The sequence below is a fragment of the Mesorhizobium sp. L-2-11 genome (genome assembly GCF_016756595.1).
In the GTDB taxonomy this organism is placed as follows: Bacteria; Pseudomonadota; Alphaproteobacteria; order Rhizobiales; family Rhizobiaceae; genus Mesorhizobium.
In genome coordinates this window covers 3,018,517-3,035,361 of the sequence record NZ_AP023257.1, presented here as the reverse complement: position 1 = coordinate 3,035,361, position 16,845 = coordinate 3,018,517, and the positions used below count along the sequence as shown (strand labels likewise).

The following is a 16,845-nucleotide window of genomic DNA, read 5'->3' as shown; positions in this document are numbered from 1 at the left end:
GCCCTGGATTGAGAACAAAACGGAGACACTTCTGGCCTTTCGCTGCCGAATCACTACATTCGGGGGAGATGTCCGGCTTTTCGGAAGATATGCCTTTCTTTGATGAACCGAACGCGCGGCCCGTGGCCCCGTCGGGCATTGCTGCGCGCGCCATGGCTGCCCGCAACGGCCACACCAATGCGCCCAACTATCTGAACGGGCTCAACCCCGAGCAGCGGCTGGCGGTGGAGACCACCGAGGGGCCGGTCCTGGTGCTGGCCGGCGCCGGCACCGGCAAGACGCGCGTCCTGACCACCCGCATCGCCCACATCCTCGCCACCGGCAAGGCCTTCCCCTCGCAGATCCTCGCCGTCACCTTCACCAACAAGGCGGCGCGCGAGATGAAGCAGCGCATCGGCCTGCTGATCGGCGAAGGCAATGTCGAAGGCATGCCGTGGCTCGGCACCTTCCACTCGATTGGAGTGAAGCTGCTACGCCGCCACGCCGAGCTCGCCGGGCTCAGATCCGACTTCACCATTCTCGACACCGACGACGTCGTGCGCCTGATCAAGCAGCTCATCCAGGCCGAAGGACTGGACGACAAACGCTGGCCGGCCAAGCAGTTCGCCCAGATGATCGACGGCTGGAAGAACAAGGGGCTTGGCCCCGCCGAGATTGCCGAGGGCGACGCCCGCTCCTTCGCCAACGGCAAGGGCCGCGAGCTCTACAAGGCTTATCAGGAGCGGCTGAAGACGCTGAACGCCTGCGACTTCGGCGATCTTCTGTGCCACCCGATCCGCATCTTCCGCGGCAATCCGGACGTGCTGAAGGAATACCACAAGCGCTTCAGATACATCCTCGTCGACGAATACCAGGACACCAACACCGCCCAATATATGTGGCTGCGGCTTTTGGCGCAGCGGCCGCAATCCTCCCCCCTTGAGGGGGAGGTGCCCGCGAAGCGGGCGGAGGGGGTCGCCGCAGAAGGCACCGCCAGAGCGTCGGGCACTGCCGCACGGACCCCACCCGGCCGGGCTTTGCCCAGCCACCCTCCCCTCAAGGGGGAGGGAAATCCGCGCCCAGCCACCGTCAACATTTGCTGCGTCGGCGACGACGACCAGTCGATCTACGGCTGGCGCGGGGCCGAGGTCGACAACATCCTGCGCTTCGACAAGGATTTCCCCGGCGCCACGATCATCCGGCTGGAGCGCAACTACCGCTCCACCGCGCACATCCTCGGCACCGCCTCCCACCTCATCGCCCACAATGAAAGCCGCTTCGGCAAGACGCTGTTCACCGAAAAGATCGCCGAGGACGACGAGAAGGTGCATGTGCATGCCGCCTGGGATTCCGAGGAAGAGGCCCGCGCCGTTGGCGAAACCATCGAGGCCTACCAGCGTCAGAAGCACGATCTCAACGACATGGCCATTCTTGTTCGCGCGTCCTTCCAGATGCGCGAGTTCGAGGACCGCTTCGTCACCCTCGGGCTCAACTACCGCGTCATCGGCGGCCCGCGCTTTTACGAGCGCCTCGAAATCCGCGACGCCCTGGCCTTCTTCCGCGTCGTCGCGCAAGGCGCAGACGACCTCGCCTTCGAGCGCATCGTCAACGTGCCGAAGCGCGGGCTGGGCGAAGCCACTATCCGCCAAATCCACGACACCGCCAGGGCGCTGCGCATCCCGATGCTGGAGGCTGCGGAAAAACTCGCTGAGAGCGACGAGCTGAAGCCGAAGCCGCGCGCAGCGCTGCGCGAGGTCGCCGCCAATTTCGAGCGCTGGCAGAAGGCGCTGGAGACAACGCCGCACACCGAGCTGGCCGAAACCATCCTGGAGGAGAGCGGCTACACCGACATGTGGAAGAACGACCGCTCGGCGGAAGCGCCTGGCCGGCTGGAAAACCTCAAGGAACTGGTCCGCTCCATGGAGGAGTACGAATCGCTGCGCTCCTTCCTCGAACATGTGGCGCTGGTAATGGACGCCGAGCAGAACGCCGAGCTCGACGCGGTCAACATCATGACGCTGCATTCGGCCAAGGGCCTCGAATTCGAGACGGTTTTTCTGCCCGGCTGGGAGGAAGGTCTGTTTCCGCATCAGCGCGCGCTCGACGAGGGCGGTCGCTCCGGGCTCGAGGAAGAACGGCGGCTGGCCTATGTCGGGCTGACCCGCGCCAAGAAGAACCTGCATCTGTGGTTCGTCTCCAACCGCCGCATCCACGGCCTGTGGCAATCGACGATCCCGTCGCGCTTCCTCGATGAATTGCCGGAAGCCCATGTCGAAATCGCCGAGAGCGGCAACTCCTATGGCGGTTACGGCAATGCCTATGGCGGCGGCTCCTTCGCCTCCGGGCGGGGCGGCCAGGCGGCAGGAAGGCAGAATCCTTATGGCGCCTCGCGCTTCGACAATGTCGGCGCGGAAAAGTCGGGAAGCTTCTCCAACACCTATGCAACGCCGGGCTGGCAGCGCGCGCAGCAGAACCGCACTGAGGCCACCGACCGCAATTGGGGCTCGCGCTCCGGCCACCAGGTCGAGCGCATCGGCTATGGCGAGACCGACTCCGGCTACGGCGCCGGCCGCACCTCGATCAAGGGCCGCACCATCGACGGCGAGCTGGTCGCCAAATCCGTTGCCGACACGCCATCACGCTTCAGTGTCGGCGACCGCGTCTTCCACCAGAAATTCGGCAACGGCAACATTGCGGCCATCGACGGCAACAAGCTGACCATCGATTTCGACAAGGCCGGTCAGAAACGCGTGCTGGACGGGTTTGTCACCGGGGTGTGAGTATCCCCTCTCCGCTCACCGATACCGCGCCTGGTTCCATTTGTGGCCGAGCAGCGACAGGATGATGATCAGCCCGTTGAAGAACTGGACATAGAAGCCGCTCAGGCCTGCCGCGACAACGCCGGTCTGGATGAACGACACGGTGACGGCGCCGATGGCGCCGCCGACCACGGTACCGACGCCGCCCCAGGTCGGCGTGCCGCCAACGAACACCGATGCCAGCACCGGCAAGAGATAGCCGTCGCCGGCCGTCGGCCACCAGGTGAAGTTGATCATCACCGAGAAGGTGCCGGCGATCGCCGCCCCGATGCCGACGAAGACGAACACTTTCACCCGCACGCGCTTGACGTCGATGCCCATCTGCTGGGCGCTGTCGGGATTGTCGCCGACCACCTTCACCTGCGCGCCGAAGCGATGCCTGTTGTAGAGCAGCGCCGACAGCACGACGAAGCCGATGGCCCAGAAGATCTGCACCGGGATGCCGTACAGCTGGCTGGAGAAGATCTTGTAGGCCCAGCTGTCGGCAAGGCTGGTCAGCGCCGTCGACCTGCCTTCGTTGATGATCTGGATCAGGCCGCGCAGCAGGAAATTCATGCCGAGCGTGGCGATCAGCGACGACAGCCCGCCATAGACGACCAGCGACCCGACCAGGAAGCCGAGCAACGTACCCGTTGCAATAGCGGCGGCGATGCCGAGGAACGGGTCGTAGCCGGCCTGCACGACCAGCGCGAACACCCATGAGGCAAAGCCCATCGTTGCCGGAAACGACAGGTCGATCTCGCCGCAGGTGACGACGAAGACCAGCGGCACCACCACGAACAGCGCTACCGGCAGCGTGGTGAGCACGGAACTGTAGAGATACCAGGTGGTGAAGACGGTCGGGTTGGCGATCATGAACACCGTCATCATCACCACGAACACGGCAAGCGTGCCGAGCGCGGCGCGGTTGTCGAGGATGAAGCCGCGCAACCAGTGATCGGATGGGTGTTTCCACTCTTTCCGGGGATTGCCGGGACGGGAGATTCCGGCGGACGGCTCGTGCAGATCGGACTCCATTGTCTTGCTCATCGTGCTCTCTGCTCCGGGTCGTCGGCGTCGTGCAGTCCCGGCAATCCGCCCGGATGCGCGACGTCTTCCATGAAGTTGATGAGGTCTTCGGCCGACTTGACTTGGCTGCGGTCGGCGGTGAGCGCGACCTTGCCGCGATCCAGCACGACGAATCGGTCGGCGATGTCGAAGACGTGGTGGATGTTGTGGCCGATGAACAGGATCGACCGCCCGCTCGCCCGCACCTGGCGCACGAAATGGAAGACCTTGGCGGTTTCGGTCAGCGACAGCGCCGTCGTCGGCTCGTCGAGGATGATCAGGTCGGCCTGCTTGTAGATGGCGCGGGCGATCGCCACGCCCTGGCGTTCACCTCCGGAGAGCTGGCCGACGATCGACTGCGGCGTGAACACTTTCGAGGTGAAGCCGATCTCGCGCATCAGCCGGCTCGCCTCCTCGATTTCCTTGTTGACCTTCAGCCAGCCGAGAAAGCCGGTGAGTTCGCGGCCCATGAAGATGTTGCGCACGATCGTCTGCTGCACGGCGAGCGCCCGGTCCTGGAAGACCGTCTCGATGCCGGCGTCGCGCGAGCGCGCGGCGCTCCAGCCGGTCACCGGCTGGCCGCGGATGAGGATCTCGCCGCTGGTCGGCTTGACCACGCCGGAGAGGATCTTGATCAGTGTCGACTTGCCGGCGCCGTTGTCGCCGATCAGGCCGACCACCTCGCCGCGGTCGACGCTGAGATTGACCCCGCCCAGCGCATAGACCTGACCGTAGGACTTGCTGATGTCGCGCAGTTCGATGAGGCGTTCGGCCATGGCGATCCTCGCTTGGTTCCGGCTGCGGTCGGAAGACCGGCAGCCGTGTCAAAAGGTCAGCGCAGCGCCTGCTTGGCGAGCTCGGCGACGATCTCGTAATTGTCAGGCGTGACGAAGCCGGCGCCGGTGTCGACATTCATTGGCGCTAGGCCCAGCACCACCTGCTGGCAGAGGCTGAGGATCGGCAGATAACCCTGCAGGAACGGCTGCTGGTCGGCCGTTAGCTGCACCCAGCCTCCCTTGAAGCCCTCGACGATCTGCGGGCTGGTGTCGAAGCCAAAATTGAAGATATCGCCAGCCTTCCTGCCCGCCGCCTGCATGTAGGTCGGGACGTTGCCCAGCATCTGTCCGCCGGGATAGCCAACCGCCTTGACGTCGGGATTGTTGAGGAGTGCTGCGGTAATCACCGGAATGGCCAGATTGGGGTCGGAAGCCCATTCGCCGCTCGGCGGCGAGGAAAGCTGGATGACCTCGACGCCCGCCTCTTTCAGGGCGGCGACCGTGCCGCGCTCGCGCGCGCCGCGGCTCTCGTTCTCGAACGGGCCGATCATGATCGCCTTGTCGCCAGCCTTGAGCCCGGCCAGCTTGAACGCCTCGGCGCCGAGCGCGCGGCCCTGCTCTTCCTGCTGGGCGCCGACATAGCCGCCGCCGAACGCTGCCGTGACCTTCGGCACCGGCACGTTCTGGTACATCATCCTGATTCCGTCCTTGTGCGCCTGTTCGGCCAGCGGCATGATCGAAGCATCGCCCGGGTGGCCCATCATGGCGATGCCACCGGGCTTGACCGCAACGGCCTCGCGCAATTGCTGCACCATCTTTTCGACATCCCACTGCGAGAAGATATAGTCGACCTTTGGCCCCAGATCGGCCTCGGCCTGCTTGGCGCCATTGTAGACGATGGTGCCGAAGGCGTCGCCCTCGGCGCCGCCGACGAAGAAGCGGATGTGGACGTCCTTGCACCACTGGCCATCGAGCGCCTGGGCAGGCAAGGTGGAGATTGCGGCGGCGAGCGCCGTGGCGGCCGCCATGACGGTCGAGCGCAGGATTGTCCTTCTCATCGTGATGCTCATGCACTTATCCTCCCTTTTTTCCCTCGCAAGCCGAGGGGTTTCGACGAATGCTTCGGCTTTTCGCCGCAATCTTCGCTGGCCGGCCCCCCGCAGCCGGATCCTCAAGCCGGATTTCGCAGGTAGCTGGCACCTCCCCGGCATTGCTTGAGGTAATCCAGCGCCCGCACTTGCCCTGTAATCTCAAGGTCGCCGCGATAGACCGGGTCGTGCCAGCCTTCTATGTCGATGGCGCCCTTGTATCCGGCCAGCCGCAATTCGCTGATCACCCGCGTCCAGTCGCTGTCGCCGAAGCCAGGCGTGCGCATTTGCACGAACGGCAGCCGGCCGAACACGCCATGCTCGCGGATCACGTCCCAGCGCACCGTCGCGTCCTTGCCGTGGACATGAAAAATGCGCGGCGCCCATTTGCGGATCTGCGGGATCGGATCGATCAGATAGACGAGCTGGTGGCAGGGCTCCCATTCCAGGCCGAGATTGTCATCTGGCAATTCGTTGAACATCAGCTCCCAGGCGTCCGGATTGTGGGCGATGTTCCAGTCTCCATCAGCCCAGTTGCCGTCCATCGCGCAATTCTCGAAGGCGATGCGCACGCCCTTGTCGGCGGCGCGCCGGGCCAGTGGTCCCCAGACCTCGCGGAAGCGCGGCAGGCTGTCGGGCAGTGGCTTGCCGCGGAGGCGGCCGGTGAAGCCGCTGACCATCGAGGTGCCGAACAGATGCGCATGGTCGATGGCCGTTTTCCAGGCATCAAGCACGCCGCGATCGACATCGCCGCTTTCCAGCGGATTGCCGAAGACGCCGAGCGAGGAGACGACGACGTCGGCGTCGCCGATCGCCTCGCGGATCTGGCCGGCCAGCCGCGGAAGATCCTTGCCGCCCAGCGTCTGCCAGAAGAAGGGCTGGATGCTCTCGAAGCCGAGCGGCAGGATCGCCTTGATATAGGCGGCCGGGTCATCGAGATTGGCCCGCACCATGGTGCCGATCCTGATGTCGAGAAGCGGGTTTGGCATCGTCACCCTTCCTGTGCGATCGCGACCCGGCGCCCGGTTTCGGCGCTTTCGATCGCGGCAAAGACCATGGCCAGGCTCTTGATGTTGTCGGCGCCGCGCGTCTCCGGCTCGCTGCCGGTCTCAATGGCGCGCACAAAATCCTGGATGATGCCAAGATGGCCGCCGATGCGGTCTCTCGGATCGAGCGGCGGGACAGTGAGCGGCTCTGTGCGATCGAACAGGCCTTCACGGATAGGCCGCGCGACTTCCACCCTCAGCCCATCGTCACCGTCCCAGACCAGGCTGCCGTGCTCGGCGACGATTCGCCATGTGCTCTCCCAACTGGTGCGGAACCCGTCGGCGCACCAGGAGCCGGCATAGGTGAACACCTTGCCGCCGCCGAGCTCGAAGATTGCGGTGGCCGACGATCCCTGCCGGTACCAGGAATTGGCCGGCTCCCATTCATGGCAGTAGACGCTGGCCGGCGCGCCGCCGACCATGTAGCGGGCGGCGTCGAAAGTATGGATCGCCATGTCGAGCAGCAGGACATGGCGCATCTCCTCGCGAAAACCGCCGAAATGCGGCGCGACGAAGAATTCGGCGTGGATGCTGGTTGGCGCACCGATGGCGCCGGAATCGAGAAAACGCCTGATGCGCCTGACGTTGCCGACATAGCGGCGGTTCTGGACGACGGCGTGCACGCGGTTGGCGCGTCGGGCAGCCTCGACGATGGCGCGCGCGTTCTCTGGGCTGTCAGCCAGCGGCTTCTCCGTCAGGAGGTGGCAATGATGGGCAAAGGCCGAAAGCGCGACATCGCGCCGGGCCGCGGGAACCACGACGTCGAACACAGCGTCGGGCTTGGTCTGGTCGAGGACGGCGTCAAGATTGGTTCCGACGATGGCGCCGGCAAGCTCGTATTCGCGCGCCCTTGCCTTCGCCCGCTCGGCATCGATGTCGACAAGGCCGACAATGGCCAACCCGTCGATCTGCCTCGCCGCATCGAGCCAGTGCTTGCTCATCGCTCCGCAGCCGACCAGGACGACATTCATCATCCAGCGCTCCTCCTCCGCTCGGCCCCTCCAGACCGATCGTCACGGCATTCACGGCAGACCGAAAACGTTTTTCCGTAAACGTTTACGAGAACACACCGGAAGGCGTAGAATGTCAATTGGCCGCCCGCGAAAATCACCTTGATCAGCTTGGCCTGAATAGCGGCCGATGATAGCCAGGCAAGGGGAGAACTGTCCTTTGGCGTCCAGCATCCACGACCTTGCGCGTCACCTGAACATTTCGATCGGCACCGTGTCGCGCGCGCTCAACGGCCGGGCCGACGTCAATGCCGACACCCGCCAGCGCGTGCTCGATGCGGCGGCAAAGCTGAACTATTCGCCGAACCAGTCCGGCCGCAGCCTGCGGCGCGGCGCCACCCACTCGATCGCCTTCATGCTGCAGCCGCATCCGGGCGACCAGCAATATGGCGAGCCGTTCTTCATTCCATTCCTGACCGGGCTACAGGCGAAACTCGCCGAAAGCGGGCTCGATCTCATCGTGGTGATGGGCGCGCCGGGCGACTACCAGCAGGAGCGCCTGCGCCGGGTGGTCGAGACGCGTCGGGCCGACGCCGTGGTGCTGGCCTATACGCGTCGCGAGGACGAGCGCATCGATTACCTGACCAGGGTCGGCTTCCCGTTCGCGACGCTCGGCCGCAGCCGCTCCGGCGGCAAGACCTATCCGTCGCTCGACCTCGATTTCGAAAAAGCCGGGGCCGACGCGGTCGACCGCCTGGTGGCGCGCGGCCACCGCCGCATCGCCGCCATCCGCCCGTCGCTCAACCTCAATTTCGGCTATCTGTTCCTGGCCGGCTATCGCAAGGCCTTGCGGCGGCACGGCATCGAGGTCGACCCCGGGCTGATCGCGAAAGGCTTCATCAACGAGGCCGGCGGCAACGCGGTGACGCCGCAGGTCATGCGCTCCAGGGACCCGCCGACCGCCATCATCTTCAACAATGACGCGATGGCGCTCGGCGGCTGCAAGGCGCTGGCCGAGATGAGCATAAGGCCGGGCCACGACATTGCGGTGATCGTCATCGTCGACACGCCGCTCTGCCGCTATTTTTCACCGGCGCTGACCGGCTTCCGCCCTTCCCTGGAGCCGATGGGACGGCGGCTTGCCGAAATGCTGCTGGCATCGATCCCGGCCTTCGCCGGCCCCGAAGGCGCGCGGATCATCCGTGAGGTCTGGCCGCTGGAGTTGATCGCGCGCGACAGCGATTGATACGCCCAGGCCTTCCCTCCAGCCACGTCGATCGCCTAGGATGAGCCAGGCGCAGCAGGGGAGATCCATGGGCAAGGGACGGGTCGAGGCATTTTCCGATGGCGTCATCGCCATCATCATCACCATCATGGTGCTGGAATTGAAGGTGCCGCATGGCGCGGAGTTTTCCGCGCTGGCACCGCTATGGCCCACTTTTCTCAGCTACGTGCTGTCCTTCATCTATGTTGGCATCTACTGGAACAATCTGCACAACATGTTCCACACCGTGCAGCGGGTGGATGGCCGCGTGCTGTGGGCCAATCTGCATCTGCTGTTCTGGCTGTCGCTGATGCCTGTGACCACCGCCTTCATGGGCGAAAACCATTTCGCGCCGGTGCCTGTCGCCGTTTACGGTGTTGTCCTGGCGCTTTGCGCGGCCGCCTACTTCATTCTGGTCGTCATGCTGCATCGGCTGCATGGCAACGACACTGCCTTCGCCAGAGCGGTAGGTGCCGACCGCAAGGAAAAGATCTCGGTGGTCCTCTACATCGCCGCCATTCCACTGACCTTCGTCAATCAATGGATCAGCGTCGCGCTCTATGTGCTGGTTGCCATGATCTGGTTCGTGCCGGACAAGCGTTTCGAAAGGCAGATCGAAAAATAGGTCTGCCTATTCCCGCATAGCTTTCAGCTTTTCCGCCACCGAGGCGGCAAGGTCGGCATAGCGCTCCTCAAGCCGCTCGGCCGCCTTGATCACCGAAAAATCATGGCCGAATTTTTCCAGCGCCATGCGCAGCTTTTCGACGAAGTCCGCCTGCTTTTCGAGCGCCGAAAACAGCGTTCTCACTTGCGCTTCGCTAATGTCGGGATTGGCAAGCATTTGCGGCACCTCGCGGCTCATCTGGTCGCCGGTGGCGGTCTGTTCTTTCAGGATCTCGATCCAGTCGGTCAATCGGTAATCTCCTTCTTACGCGAACAGCATGCGCAGCGCCTGCCGATGTGGTCAACCCAAGGACGCCCAAACGGGGTTGCGCGAGCCGGTCGCCGCGTTAAGTTCGGCGCAACCTGAACGAGGACACCATCGATGACCACCGACGCCGAAATCCAGAGCGGTTTGCCTGCCCTTGCCTCCGGCAACGTTGCCGTCATCACCGGCGGCGCCAGCGGCATCGGCCTTGCTGCGGCCAGGCGGCTGGCGGCAATGGGCCTGAAAATCGTGCTTGCCGATATCGGCGGCGCCCGGCTCGATGAGGCTGCCCGCGGCGTTGCCACGATTGCCGGCGGCAGCGCCGTGCTTGCTGTCGCGACTGACGTCTCGAAAGCCGACGAAGTCGATCGGCTGGCCGAAAGGGCATTCGATGCCTTCGGCGGCGTGTCGCTGGTGATGAACAATGCCGGCGTCGGCAACAACCCCGGCAAGCCCTGGGAGAACCGCGACGGCTGGAAACGGCTTCTGGACATCAACTTCTGGGGCGTCGTCCATGGCGTCGAGGCCTTCGTGCCACGCATGCTGGCTGCAGGAAAACCGGGCCTGATCGTCAACACCGGCTCCAAGCAAGGCATCACGACGCCGCCTGGCAACCTTGCCTACAACGTCTCCAAATCAGCCGTGAAGAGCTTTACCGAAGGCCTGGCGCACGCGCTGCGCAACGAGCCCCGTGCCAGGATCGCCGCCCATCTGCTCATTCCCGGGTTCACTTTCACCGGCCTGACGGAAGGTGCTACCGAAAAGCCCGCCGGCGCCTGGACCGGCGAGCAGGTGATCGATTTCATGCTGGCCGCGCTGGTGCGTGGCGATTTCTACATCCTGTGCCCCGACAATGAAGCGACGCGGCCTATGGACGAAAAGCGCATGGCCTGGGCAATCGGCGACATTATCGAAAATCGCCCTGCTCTGTCGCGCTGGCACCCGGACTACAAGGACGCTTTCGCGGCGTTCATGGAAGGCTGACGCTCACGCCAAATGCGTTTTCGAGCCGTGCTTTTGCGCAGCGGCTTTCTTGACCGCCACATCCGCGACCTGCCGGTCATGCCGTTTCGCCGCCCGCTCACATTTTTCGCGGATCTCCTCGACCTCGGATTCGGTCAGATGCTCGATGCCGATAAAGCTGTTTTTAGCTTTGCTGACCCGGATCAATTCGTCGAGCTTCGCCTGGATCGCGGCGCCATCACGGTTTTGGGTGTTCTGGATAAGGAACACCATCAGGAAGGTGACGATCGTCGTGCCGGTATTGATGATGAGCTGCCATGTATCGGAAAACCCGAACATCGGTCCGCTTGCCCCCCAGGCAACAATGATCAGGAAACAGACGGCGAATGTCGACGGCAGACCGGCTAGATGCGCAACATAGTTGGCGATCCTGGTGAAAAGCTTCTCCATCATGGCAGGAGAAACAACCAGCATCCGCTCCGGGTTCCCTCCTTTCACCCACGTAGCCGTTCGGAGACCGCAAGGATCAGGGGATTTCGTGCTCCCAGCGGTCGAGGAAGGCCTCGATGGAAAGCGCCTGCATGTCGGGAATAGCCCTGGCGAGTTTTTCGACCGACCAGTCCCACCAGCCGAGGCTTTCAATCCGCGCAGCGGTTTTCTCGGCAAAACGCTGGCGCAGCGGCTTGGCCGGAACCCCGGCGACGATCGCATAGGCCGGCACATCGCGCGTCACCACCGCATTGGCGCCGATGATCGCGCCATTTCCGATGGTCACATCAGGCATGATCACCGCGCCATGGCCGATCCAGACGTCGTGGCCGATGGTGACGGACGTCGCCCGCCGCCGTTCGCGGAACGCCGCGTCGACGCCGAGCCAGCGGAAATACTCGTTTGGCCGATAGCTGACCTTGTGCTGGGTCAACCGCTCGATCGGATGCTCCAGCGCGTTGATACGGCTGTTGGCGGCGATCGAACAGAACTTGCCTGTTGTCGTGTAGATCGCCTCGGCGTGGCGCTCGAAATAGGAGAAGTCACCCACTATGACTTCGCGCAAGATGACCCGCTCGCCGATCGAAGCGTAGCGCCCAAGCCTGCATGCCTTCAATTCCGCGGTCGGATGGATGCGCGGCTCGGGGTCTTTCAGGACAAGATTTTCGGGACGGTCCATGCCGGCGGCTTTACGCCCGAGCGATTGGTCCCGCAAGCGGGACCGATCGTCCGTCGCCTGTTTCCAGAGCCTATTCCGGCTTGCCGTTGGTCCACACCACGTTCTGGCCATAGAGCGGTACCGTGGTGACCGACATTTTCGCTGAACCGTCCTGCACCTGGCGCGAATGCGACAGATAGATCAGCGTCTCGTTGGCTTTATCGTAGATGCGGTTCACCACCTGCTTCTTCCAGATCAGGCTGATGCCTTGCTTGAACACCTCCTCGCCGGCCTCGCTCATGTCGATGTCGCCGATGGTGATCGGCCCGGTTTGGCGGCAGGCGATCGAGGAATCGGATGGGTCCTCGAACCAGTTGCCCTTTTGCAGGCGATCGATTACGCCACGGTCGAAATAGGAGACGTGGCAGGTCACGCCTTCGACCTTCGGGTCCTTGATCGCCTCGACGATGATGTCGTTGCCGAGCCAGTCGACGCCGACCTTGCCGACCTCCTGGGCGACAGCCGCACCAGCGCCGACGACAAGGCACGCGGCCAAAGCGCCGCCGATCAGTTTTCGCCCAATCAGTCCTTGCCCAATCAGTCGTTGCAACAAAGCCTCCTGCGGTTCGAGTTTTGCCGACCTCAGGTGGGACGGGCGGCAGCACTTTGCAAGCGGATCATTTTTTTAAGGGAAAGCCGGTTGCGGCAACGCGACATCTTTGCGCGTGCGGGATCAAACCGTTAAGAGTATTCGCCCAACAAGCTCCAAAGGCGCCGACACGGCGCCAATGAAAATCGCGACGGACAGCCAATTGATGATGCGTTCAATACTGGTCGGCATTCTCGTCCTGATGGCGGCGGGCATCGGCTGGCTCACCTTCGAGTGGTACCGTGGGCATTATGGCGGCGAGCCGTTCGGCGCGCCGTTCACGCTGGTCGACCAGAAGGGCGCTCCGATATCAGAGGCGGCCTTTCGCGGCCACCCCAGCGTCGTCTTCTTCGGCTTCACCCACTGCCCGGAAGTCTGCCCGACCACGCTGTTCGAACTGGCCGGCTGGCTGAAGGCGATGGGTGACGATGGCAAGAACCTGCGCGCCTATTTCGTGACGGTCGACCCGGAGCGCGACACGCCCGAAATCATGAACGCCTATATCAGCAACTTCTCCGATCGCATCCTCGGCATCACTGGCGACCCGGACAAGGTCCGTGCCATGGCCAAATCCTTCGGCATCTATTCGAAAAAGGTCGATACCGGCAACGGCGACTACACGATGGACCACACCGCTTCGGTGCTGCTGCTCAACGCCAGGGGCGATTTCGCCGGCACCATCGCCTATGGCGAAAGTCCGGACGCCGCTATCGCCAAGCTCAAGCGGCTGGCCGCAGGCTAGCGCATGATCCCGAACCGAAGGTCCGCGCCAGCGAAAAGTAGGAACCGGATTTCGGATAAGATCACGCTCACCAAGAAAATCGTTTGATGACCCAAACGCGGCTTTATTTCACCACTGGAAAGATCGAGGCCGACCGTATCTTCGCGACGTTCGAAGCGGCATTCGAAGATGAGGGCCTGCCGATTGGCTTGGTCGAAGTCGACGAGGACCGCGACATCCACGAAGTGTCGCTCTATGCCGACGGCGATGTCGATGCCGTCGAGGCGCGCTTGAAGGAGATCCTTGCCGGGCTGGCCCTGTCGAGGCCGATTGCGCGCGAGCCCGTGCCCGACGTCGACTGGGTTGCGCGCTCGCTGGAGGGACTGAAGCCGGTGCGCGCCGGCCGTTTCTTCGTCCACGGCGCGCATGACCGCAGCAAGCGCCTCAGCGGCGAACTCGCCATCGAGATCGAAGCGGGCCTGGCTTTCGGCACCGGCCATCACGGCACCACCGCCGGGTGCCTTGAAATGCTGGAACAGGTCGTGCGGCGCGAGCGCCCGCGCAACGCGCTCGACCTCGGCACCGGCAGCGCGGTGCTGGCCATCGCGCTGGCAAAACTCGCCCATATTCCGGTGCTGGCGACCGACATCGATCCGGTCGCCACAAAAGTGGCCGCCGCCAATGCACGGCTCAACCGCGTCAAGGCGCTGGTGGAGACGGTGACGGCGCCCGGCTTCCACCATCCGATTTTTGCCGCGCGCGGCCCTTTTGGCCTCATCGTCGCCAATATACTGGCGCGGCCGCTAATGCGGCTGGCACCCGAAATGGCCAGGCATGTCGTATTGGGCCGCTCGATCGTGCTGTCAGGCATCCTCGACCGGCAGCGCGACGCGGTGATCTCGGCCTACGTCGGCCAGCAGTTCCGCCATGTCAAGACGTTGCATCGCGAAGGCTGGGTAACGATCCACCTCAAGCGGTGACGCAAATTCGCTCAGACCTAGCGCGACCTTGCCGCCTTCTTCAGTTCTTCGCGATCGTAGCCGTTCGCTTTCAGCGTTTCGTCGTCAAAGCCAAGCAGAACGCCGCTTACATAGCGGCTCGCTTCGCGCTGGCGCGCTTCCATGAGAGCATTCACGGCGCTTCTGAAAAATCCGCGTCTGGGTGAAATCGTGGACATGATGGTCTCCTTTGCAGGGCAGTAAGACTCGTTCCTCCACGTCGAAAAGGTAAGGTCTGCTGACCTTTTCGAAAATCGCTGATTCTGCATGGCCTCCATGCGAAAAAGCGCACATCGATGGCCACTGTCGATGCCGGCGCCGCCCCTCATCCGCCTGCCGGCACCTTCTCCCCGTAAACGGGGAGAAGAGGCTGGCCGCGACGTTGGCGCTCTTTCTGCAACGCTGGTGATTGGCGAAATCATTGGTGATAGCGACTTTCTCCCCGTCACTATACGGGGAGAAATGCCCGGCAGGGCAATGAGGGGCGGCGCAAACCTGAAGCGATTGCCCTGCTGGATCGAAGCGGCCGATTGTCGACCGGCGGCCAGCGCAGCAAAAGTCGATTCCGATTTTCGGGGTCATGCGCTACGGTCGCGCCAGCACCCAAGGAGAGGCCATGATGTTCCAGACCTTTGATTCCGCAGGCGACCCCGCCGTCGGCAAGCCGCGTGTGGCGTTGCTGCGTCAATGGCTGGCGGCCAACGGGCTGGATGGCTTCATCGTGCCTCGTGCCGACGAGCATCAGGGCGAATATGTCGCCGACCGCTCGGCACGGCTGAAATGGCTGACCGGCTTCAGCGGATCGGCCGGCGTCGCCATCGTGCTTGGCGACCGCGCCGTCATGTTCGTCGACGGGCGCTACACGCTGCAGGCGCGCCAGGAGGTCGATCTCGACATTTTTTCGATCGAAAGCCTGGTCGACAATCCGCCCGCCACCTGGATCAAGGACAATCTCGGCAAGGGCGTGCGGCTTGGCTTCGATCCCTGGCTGCAGACGATCGGCGACGTGAGAGCGCTGAAAGCCTCGGCCGAAAAATCGGGGGCGACATTGGTGCCGCTCGAGAAGAATCCGATCGACGCCATCTGGGAGGACCAGCCCGACCCGCCGCTGGCGCCGGTCGAGATCCATCCGATCGGCTTTGCCGGCGAATTGGCCAAGGACAAGCTGGCGCGACTGGCCGAGTCCATCGGCAAGGATGGCGCCAGCCATGCCGTGCTGACCGACCCGTCCTCCATCGCCTGGGTCTTCGACATCCGCGGTGGCGATGTGCCGCACACGCCGCTGGCGCTCGGCTTCGCCGTGCTCGCCGCCGATCGATCGCACCGGCTTTTCATGGATCAGCGCAAGTTTTCACGCACCGTCGCTGCCTATCTGACGCAGCTTGCCGAATTGCACGAACCCAGTGAATTCGAAGCGGCGATCGCAGCTCTCGCCAAGGGCGGCGCGAGGATCGCGCTGGATCCGGTGCTGGCGGCGGAGAAGCTCAGGATGCTGGTCGAGGACAATGGCGGCACCGTCATCACTGTACCAGATCCTGCCCGCATTCCACGCGCGACGAAAAACCAGGCCGAGATCAATGGCGCCCGCGCCGCGCATCGCCGCGATGGCGCCGCAGTCGCCAAGCTGCTTTGCTGGCTCGACCGCCAGCAACCCGGCAAGCTAGACGAGATCGCCGTCGTTACCAAGCTCGAGGAGTGCCGCCGCAGCACCGGCGAGGAAACCCAGATGCCGTTGCGCGACGTGTCCTTCGACACCATCGCCGGCGCCGGCCCGAACGGCGCCATCATGCACTACCGCGTTTCCCACGCCACCAGCCGAAAGCTTCAGTCTGGCGAATTGTTCCTGCTCGATTCGGGCGGACAGTATCAGGACGGAACCACCGACATCACCCGCACCGTGCCGATCGGCACACCGACCGAGGAAATGCGCGAACGCTTCACGCTGGTGCTGAAGGGCATGATCGGCATTTCCATGCTGCGCTTTCCCCCGGGCACGCGCGGCTCCGAGATCGATGCCGTGGCGCGCCTGGCGCTGTGGAAACATGGCTGCGATTTCGCCCATGGCACTGGCCACGGCGTCGGCTCCTATCTGGCCGTGCACGAGGGCCCGCAACGCATCGCCAGGACCGGCACCGAAAAGCTTTTGGCGGGCATGATCGTCTCCAACGAGCCGGGCTACTACAAGGAAGGTTTTTACGGCATCCGCATCGAGAACCTCATCCTGGTGACGCCGGCCGAGCCGATAGCGGCCGGCGACATCGCCATGCACGGCTTCGAGACGCTGACGCTGGCGCCCATCGACACCAGGCTGGTGCGATCCGACCTATTGACGCGCGACGAGTTGCATTGGCTCGACACATACCACGCCCGCGTGCTGGCCGAGATCGGACCGATGCTCGACGGCGAGACGCTGGCCTGGCTGGAAAAGGCAACCGCACCGCTGCCGCACGACCAGAAATCCTGATTTCGG

17 protein-coding genes are annotated in these 16,845 nt (G+C 63.7%); 7 read left to right on the top strand and 10 right to left on the bottom strand.

What is annotated here, in order from left to right; genetic code table 11:
• Positions 1-68 precede the first annotated feature (68 nt).
• Entirely contained in the window at positions 69-2,759 is a 2,691-nt protein-coding gene (locus JG739_RS14510; RefSeq protein WP_202367040.1) for an ATP-dependent helicase, read from the top strand.
• Between the two features lie 15 nt (positions 2,760-2,774).
• Here the strand turns inward: JG739_RS14510 and JG739_RS14505 are convergent, their stop codons facing one another.
• The 5 genes from JG739_RS14505 to JG739_RS14485 form a co-directional block, all read right to left on the bottom strand.
• On the bottom strand, positions 2,775-3,827 hold the full coding sequence (locus tag JG739_RS14505) for an ABC transporter permease (protein WP_202367039.1): 1,053 nt from the start codon (positions 3,825-3,827) through the stop codon (positions 2,775-2,777).
• A complete protein-coding gene (locus JG739_RS14500; RefSeq protein WP_202367038.1) occupies positions 3,824-4,621 on the bottom strand; it encodes an ATP-binding cassette domain-containing protein in 798 nt (265 codons plus the stop codon). Before JG739_RS14500 ends, JG739_RS14505 begins: the two co-directional genes overlap by 4 nt.
• A 56-nt stretch (positions 4,622-4,677) precedes the next feature.
• Positions 4,678-5,691: a substrate-binding domain-containing protein gene (locus JG739_RS14495; RefSeq protein ID WP_202367037.1), complete on the bottom strand. Its 1,014-nt coding sequence runs from the start codon at positions 5,689-5,691 to the stop codon at positions 4,678-4,680.
• 101 nt (positions 5,692-5,792) lie between these two features.
• Positions 5,793-6,698, bottom strand: a complete 906-nt coding sequence (locus JG739_RS14490; protein ID WP_202367036.1) for a sugar phosphate isomerase/epimerase family protein — start codon at positions 6,696-6,698, stop codon at positions 5,793-5,795.
• A 2-nt stretch (positions 6,699-6,700) separates the two neighbouring features.
• A complete protein-coding gene (locus JG739_RS14485; RefSeq protein WP_202367035.1) occupies positions 6,701-7,729 on the bottom strand; it encodes a Gfo/Idh/MocA family protein in 1,029 nt (342 codons plus the stop codon).
• A 196-nt stretch (positions 7,730-7,925) separates the two neighbouring features.
• Between JG739_RS14485 and JG739_RS14480 the strand changes: the two genes are divergently transcribed.
• Together JG739_RS14480 and JG739_RS14475 are read left to right on the top strand one after the other, a co-directional pair.
• The gene (locus JG739_RS14480) at positions 7,926-8,951 is read left to right on the top strand and encodes a LacI family DNA-binding transcriptional regulator (RefSeq protein WP_202367034.1); all 1,026 of its coding nucleotides are present in this window, start codon (positions 7,926-7,928) and stop codon (positions 8,949-8,951) included.
• Positions 8,952-9,018: 67 nt separating this feature from the next.
• Positions 9,019-9,594, top strand: a complete 576-nt coding sequence (locus tag JG739_RS14475; RefSeq protein WP_202367033.1) for a TMEM175 family protein — start codon at positions 9,019-9,021, stop codon at positions 9,592-9,594.
• 6 nt (positions 9,595-9,600) lie between these two features.
• On the opposite strand, the gene JG739_RS14470 is transcribed toward JG739_RS14475, so the two are convergent.
• Positions 9,601-9,882, bottom strand: coding sequence for a hypothetical protein (locus JG739_RS14470; protein WP_202367032.1), 282 nt, complete (start codon positions 9,880-9,882; stop codon positions 9,601-9,603).
• Positions 9,883-10,014: 132 nt separating this feature from the next.
• On the opposite strand from JG739_RS14470, the gene JG739_RS14465 reads away from it, so the two are divergent.
• Positions 10,015-10,881 carry an SDR family NAD(P)-dependent oxidoreductase gene (locus tag JG739_RS14465; RefSeq protein WP_202367031.1) on the top strand — a complete coding sequence of 289 codons (867 nt, stop codon included), beginning with the start codon at positions 10,015-10,017 and terminating at the stop codon, positions 10,879-10,881.
• A gap of 3 nt (positions 10,882-10,884) precedes the next feature.
• Here JG739_RS14465 and JG739_RS14460 read toward each other — a convergent pair whose 3' ends face one another.
• From JG739_RS14460 to JG739_RS14450, 3 genes are all read right to left on the bottom strand, one after another.
• On the bottom strand, positions 10,885-11,310 hold the full coding sequence (locus JG739_RS14460) for a low affinity iron permease family protein (RefSeq protein ID WP_202367469.1): 426 nt from the start codon (positions 11,308-11,310) through the stop codon (positions 10,885-10,887).
• Positions 11,311-11,386: 76 nt separating this feature from the next.
• Positions 11,387-12,028 (bottom strand): antibiotic acetyltransferase, encoded by a 642-nt coding sequence (locus JG739_RS14455; RefSeq protein WP_202367030.1) that lies wholly within the window; start codon positions 12,026-12,028, stop codon positions 11,387-11,389.
• A gap of 70 nt (positions 12,029-12,098) precedes the next feature.
• The gene (locus tag JG739_RS14450) at positions 12,099-12,617 is read right to left on the bottom strand and encodes a CreA family protein (RefSeq protein WP_202367029.1); all 519 of its coding nucleotides are present in this window, start codon (positions 12,615-12,617) and stop codon (positions 12,099-12,101) included.
• Positions 12,618-12,822: 205 nt separating this feature from the next.
• Here JG739_RS14450 and JG739_RS14445 point away from each other — a divergent pair, with 205 nt between their 5' ends.
• Both JG739_RS14445 and JG739_RS14440 read left to right on the top strand, forming a co-directional pair.
• A complete protein-coding gene (locus JG739_RS14445; RefSeq protein WP_202367028.1) occupies positions 12,823-13,398 on the top strand; it encodes an SCO family protein in 576 nt (191 codons plus the stop codon).
• 86 nt (positions 13,399-13,484) lie between these two features.
• Positions 13,485-14,357 (top strand): 50S ribosomal protein L11 methyltransferase, encoded by an 873-nt coding sequence (locus tag JG739_RS14440; protein WP_202367027.1) that lies wholly within the window; start codon positions 13,485-13,487, stop codon positions 14,355-14,357.
• A 17-nt stretch (positions 14,358-14,374) separates the two neighbouring features.
• Here JG739_RS14440 and JG739_RS14435 read toward each other — a convergent pair whose 3' ends face one another.
• Positions 14,375-14,554: a hypothetical protein gene (locus JG739_RS14435; protein ID WP_202367026.1), complete on the bottom strand. Its 180-nt coding sequence runs from the start codon at positions 14,552-14,554 to the stop codon at positions 14,375-14,377.
• A gap of 437 nt (positions 14,555-14,991) precedes the next feature.
• On the opposite strand from JG739_RS14435, the gene JG739_RS14430 reads away from it, so the two are divergent.
• Positions 14,992-16,839 (top strand): aminopeptidase P family protein, encoded by a 1,848-nt coding sequence (locus tag JG739_RS14430; RefSeq protein ID WP_202367025.1) that lies wholly within the window; start codon positions 14,992-14,994, stop codon positions 16,837-16,839.
• The last annotated feature ends 6 nt before the right edge of the window (positions 16,840-16,845 follow it).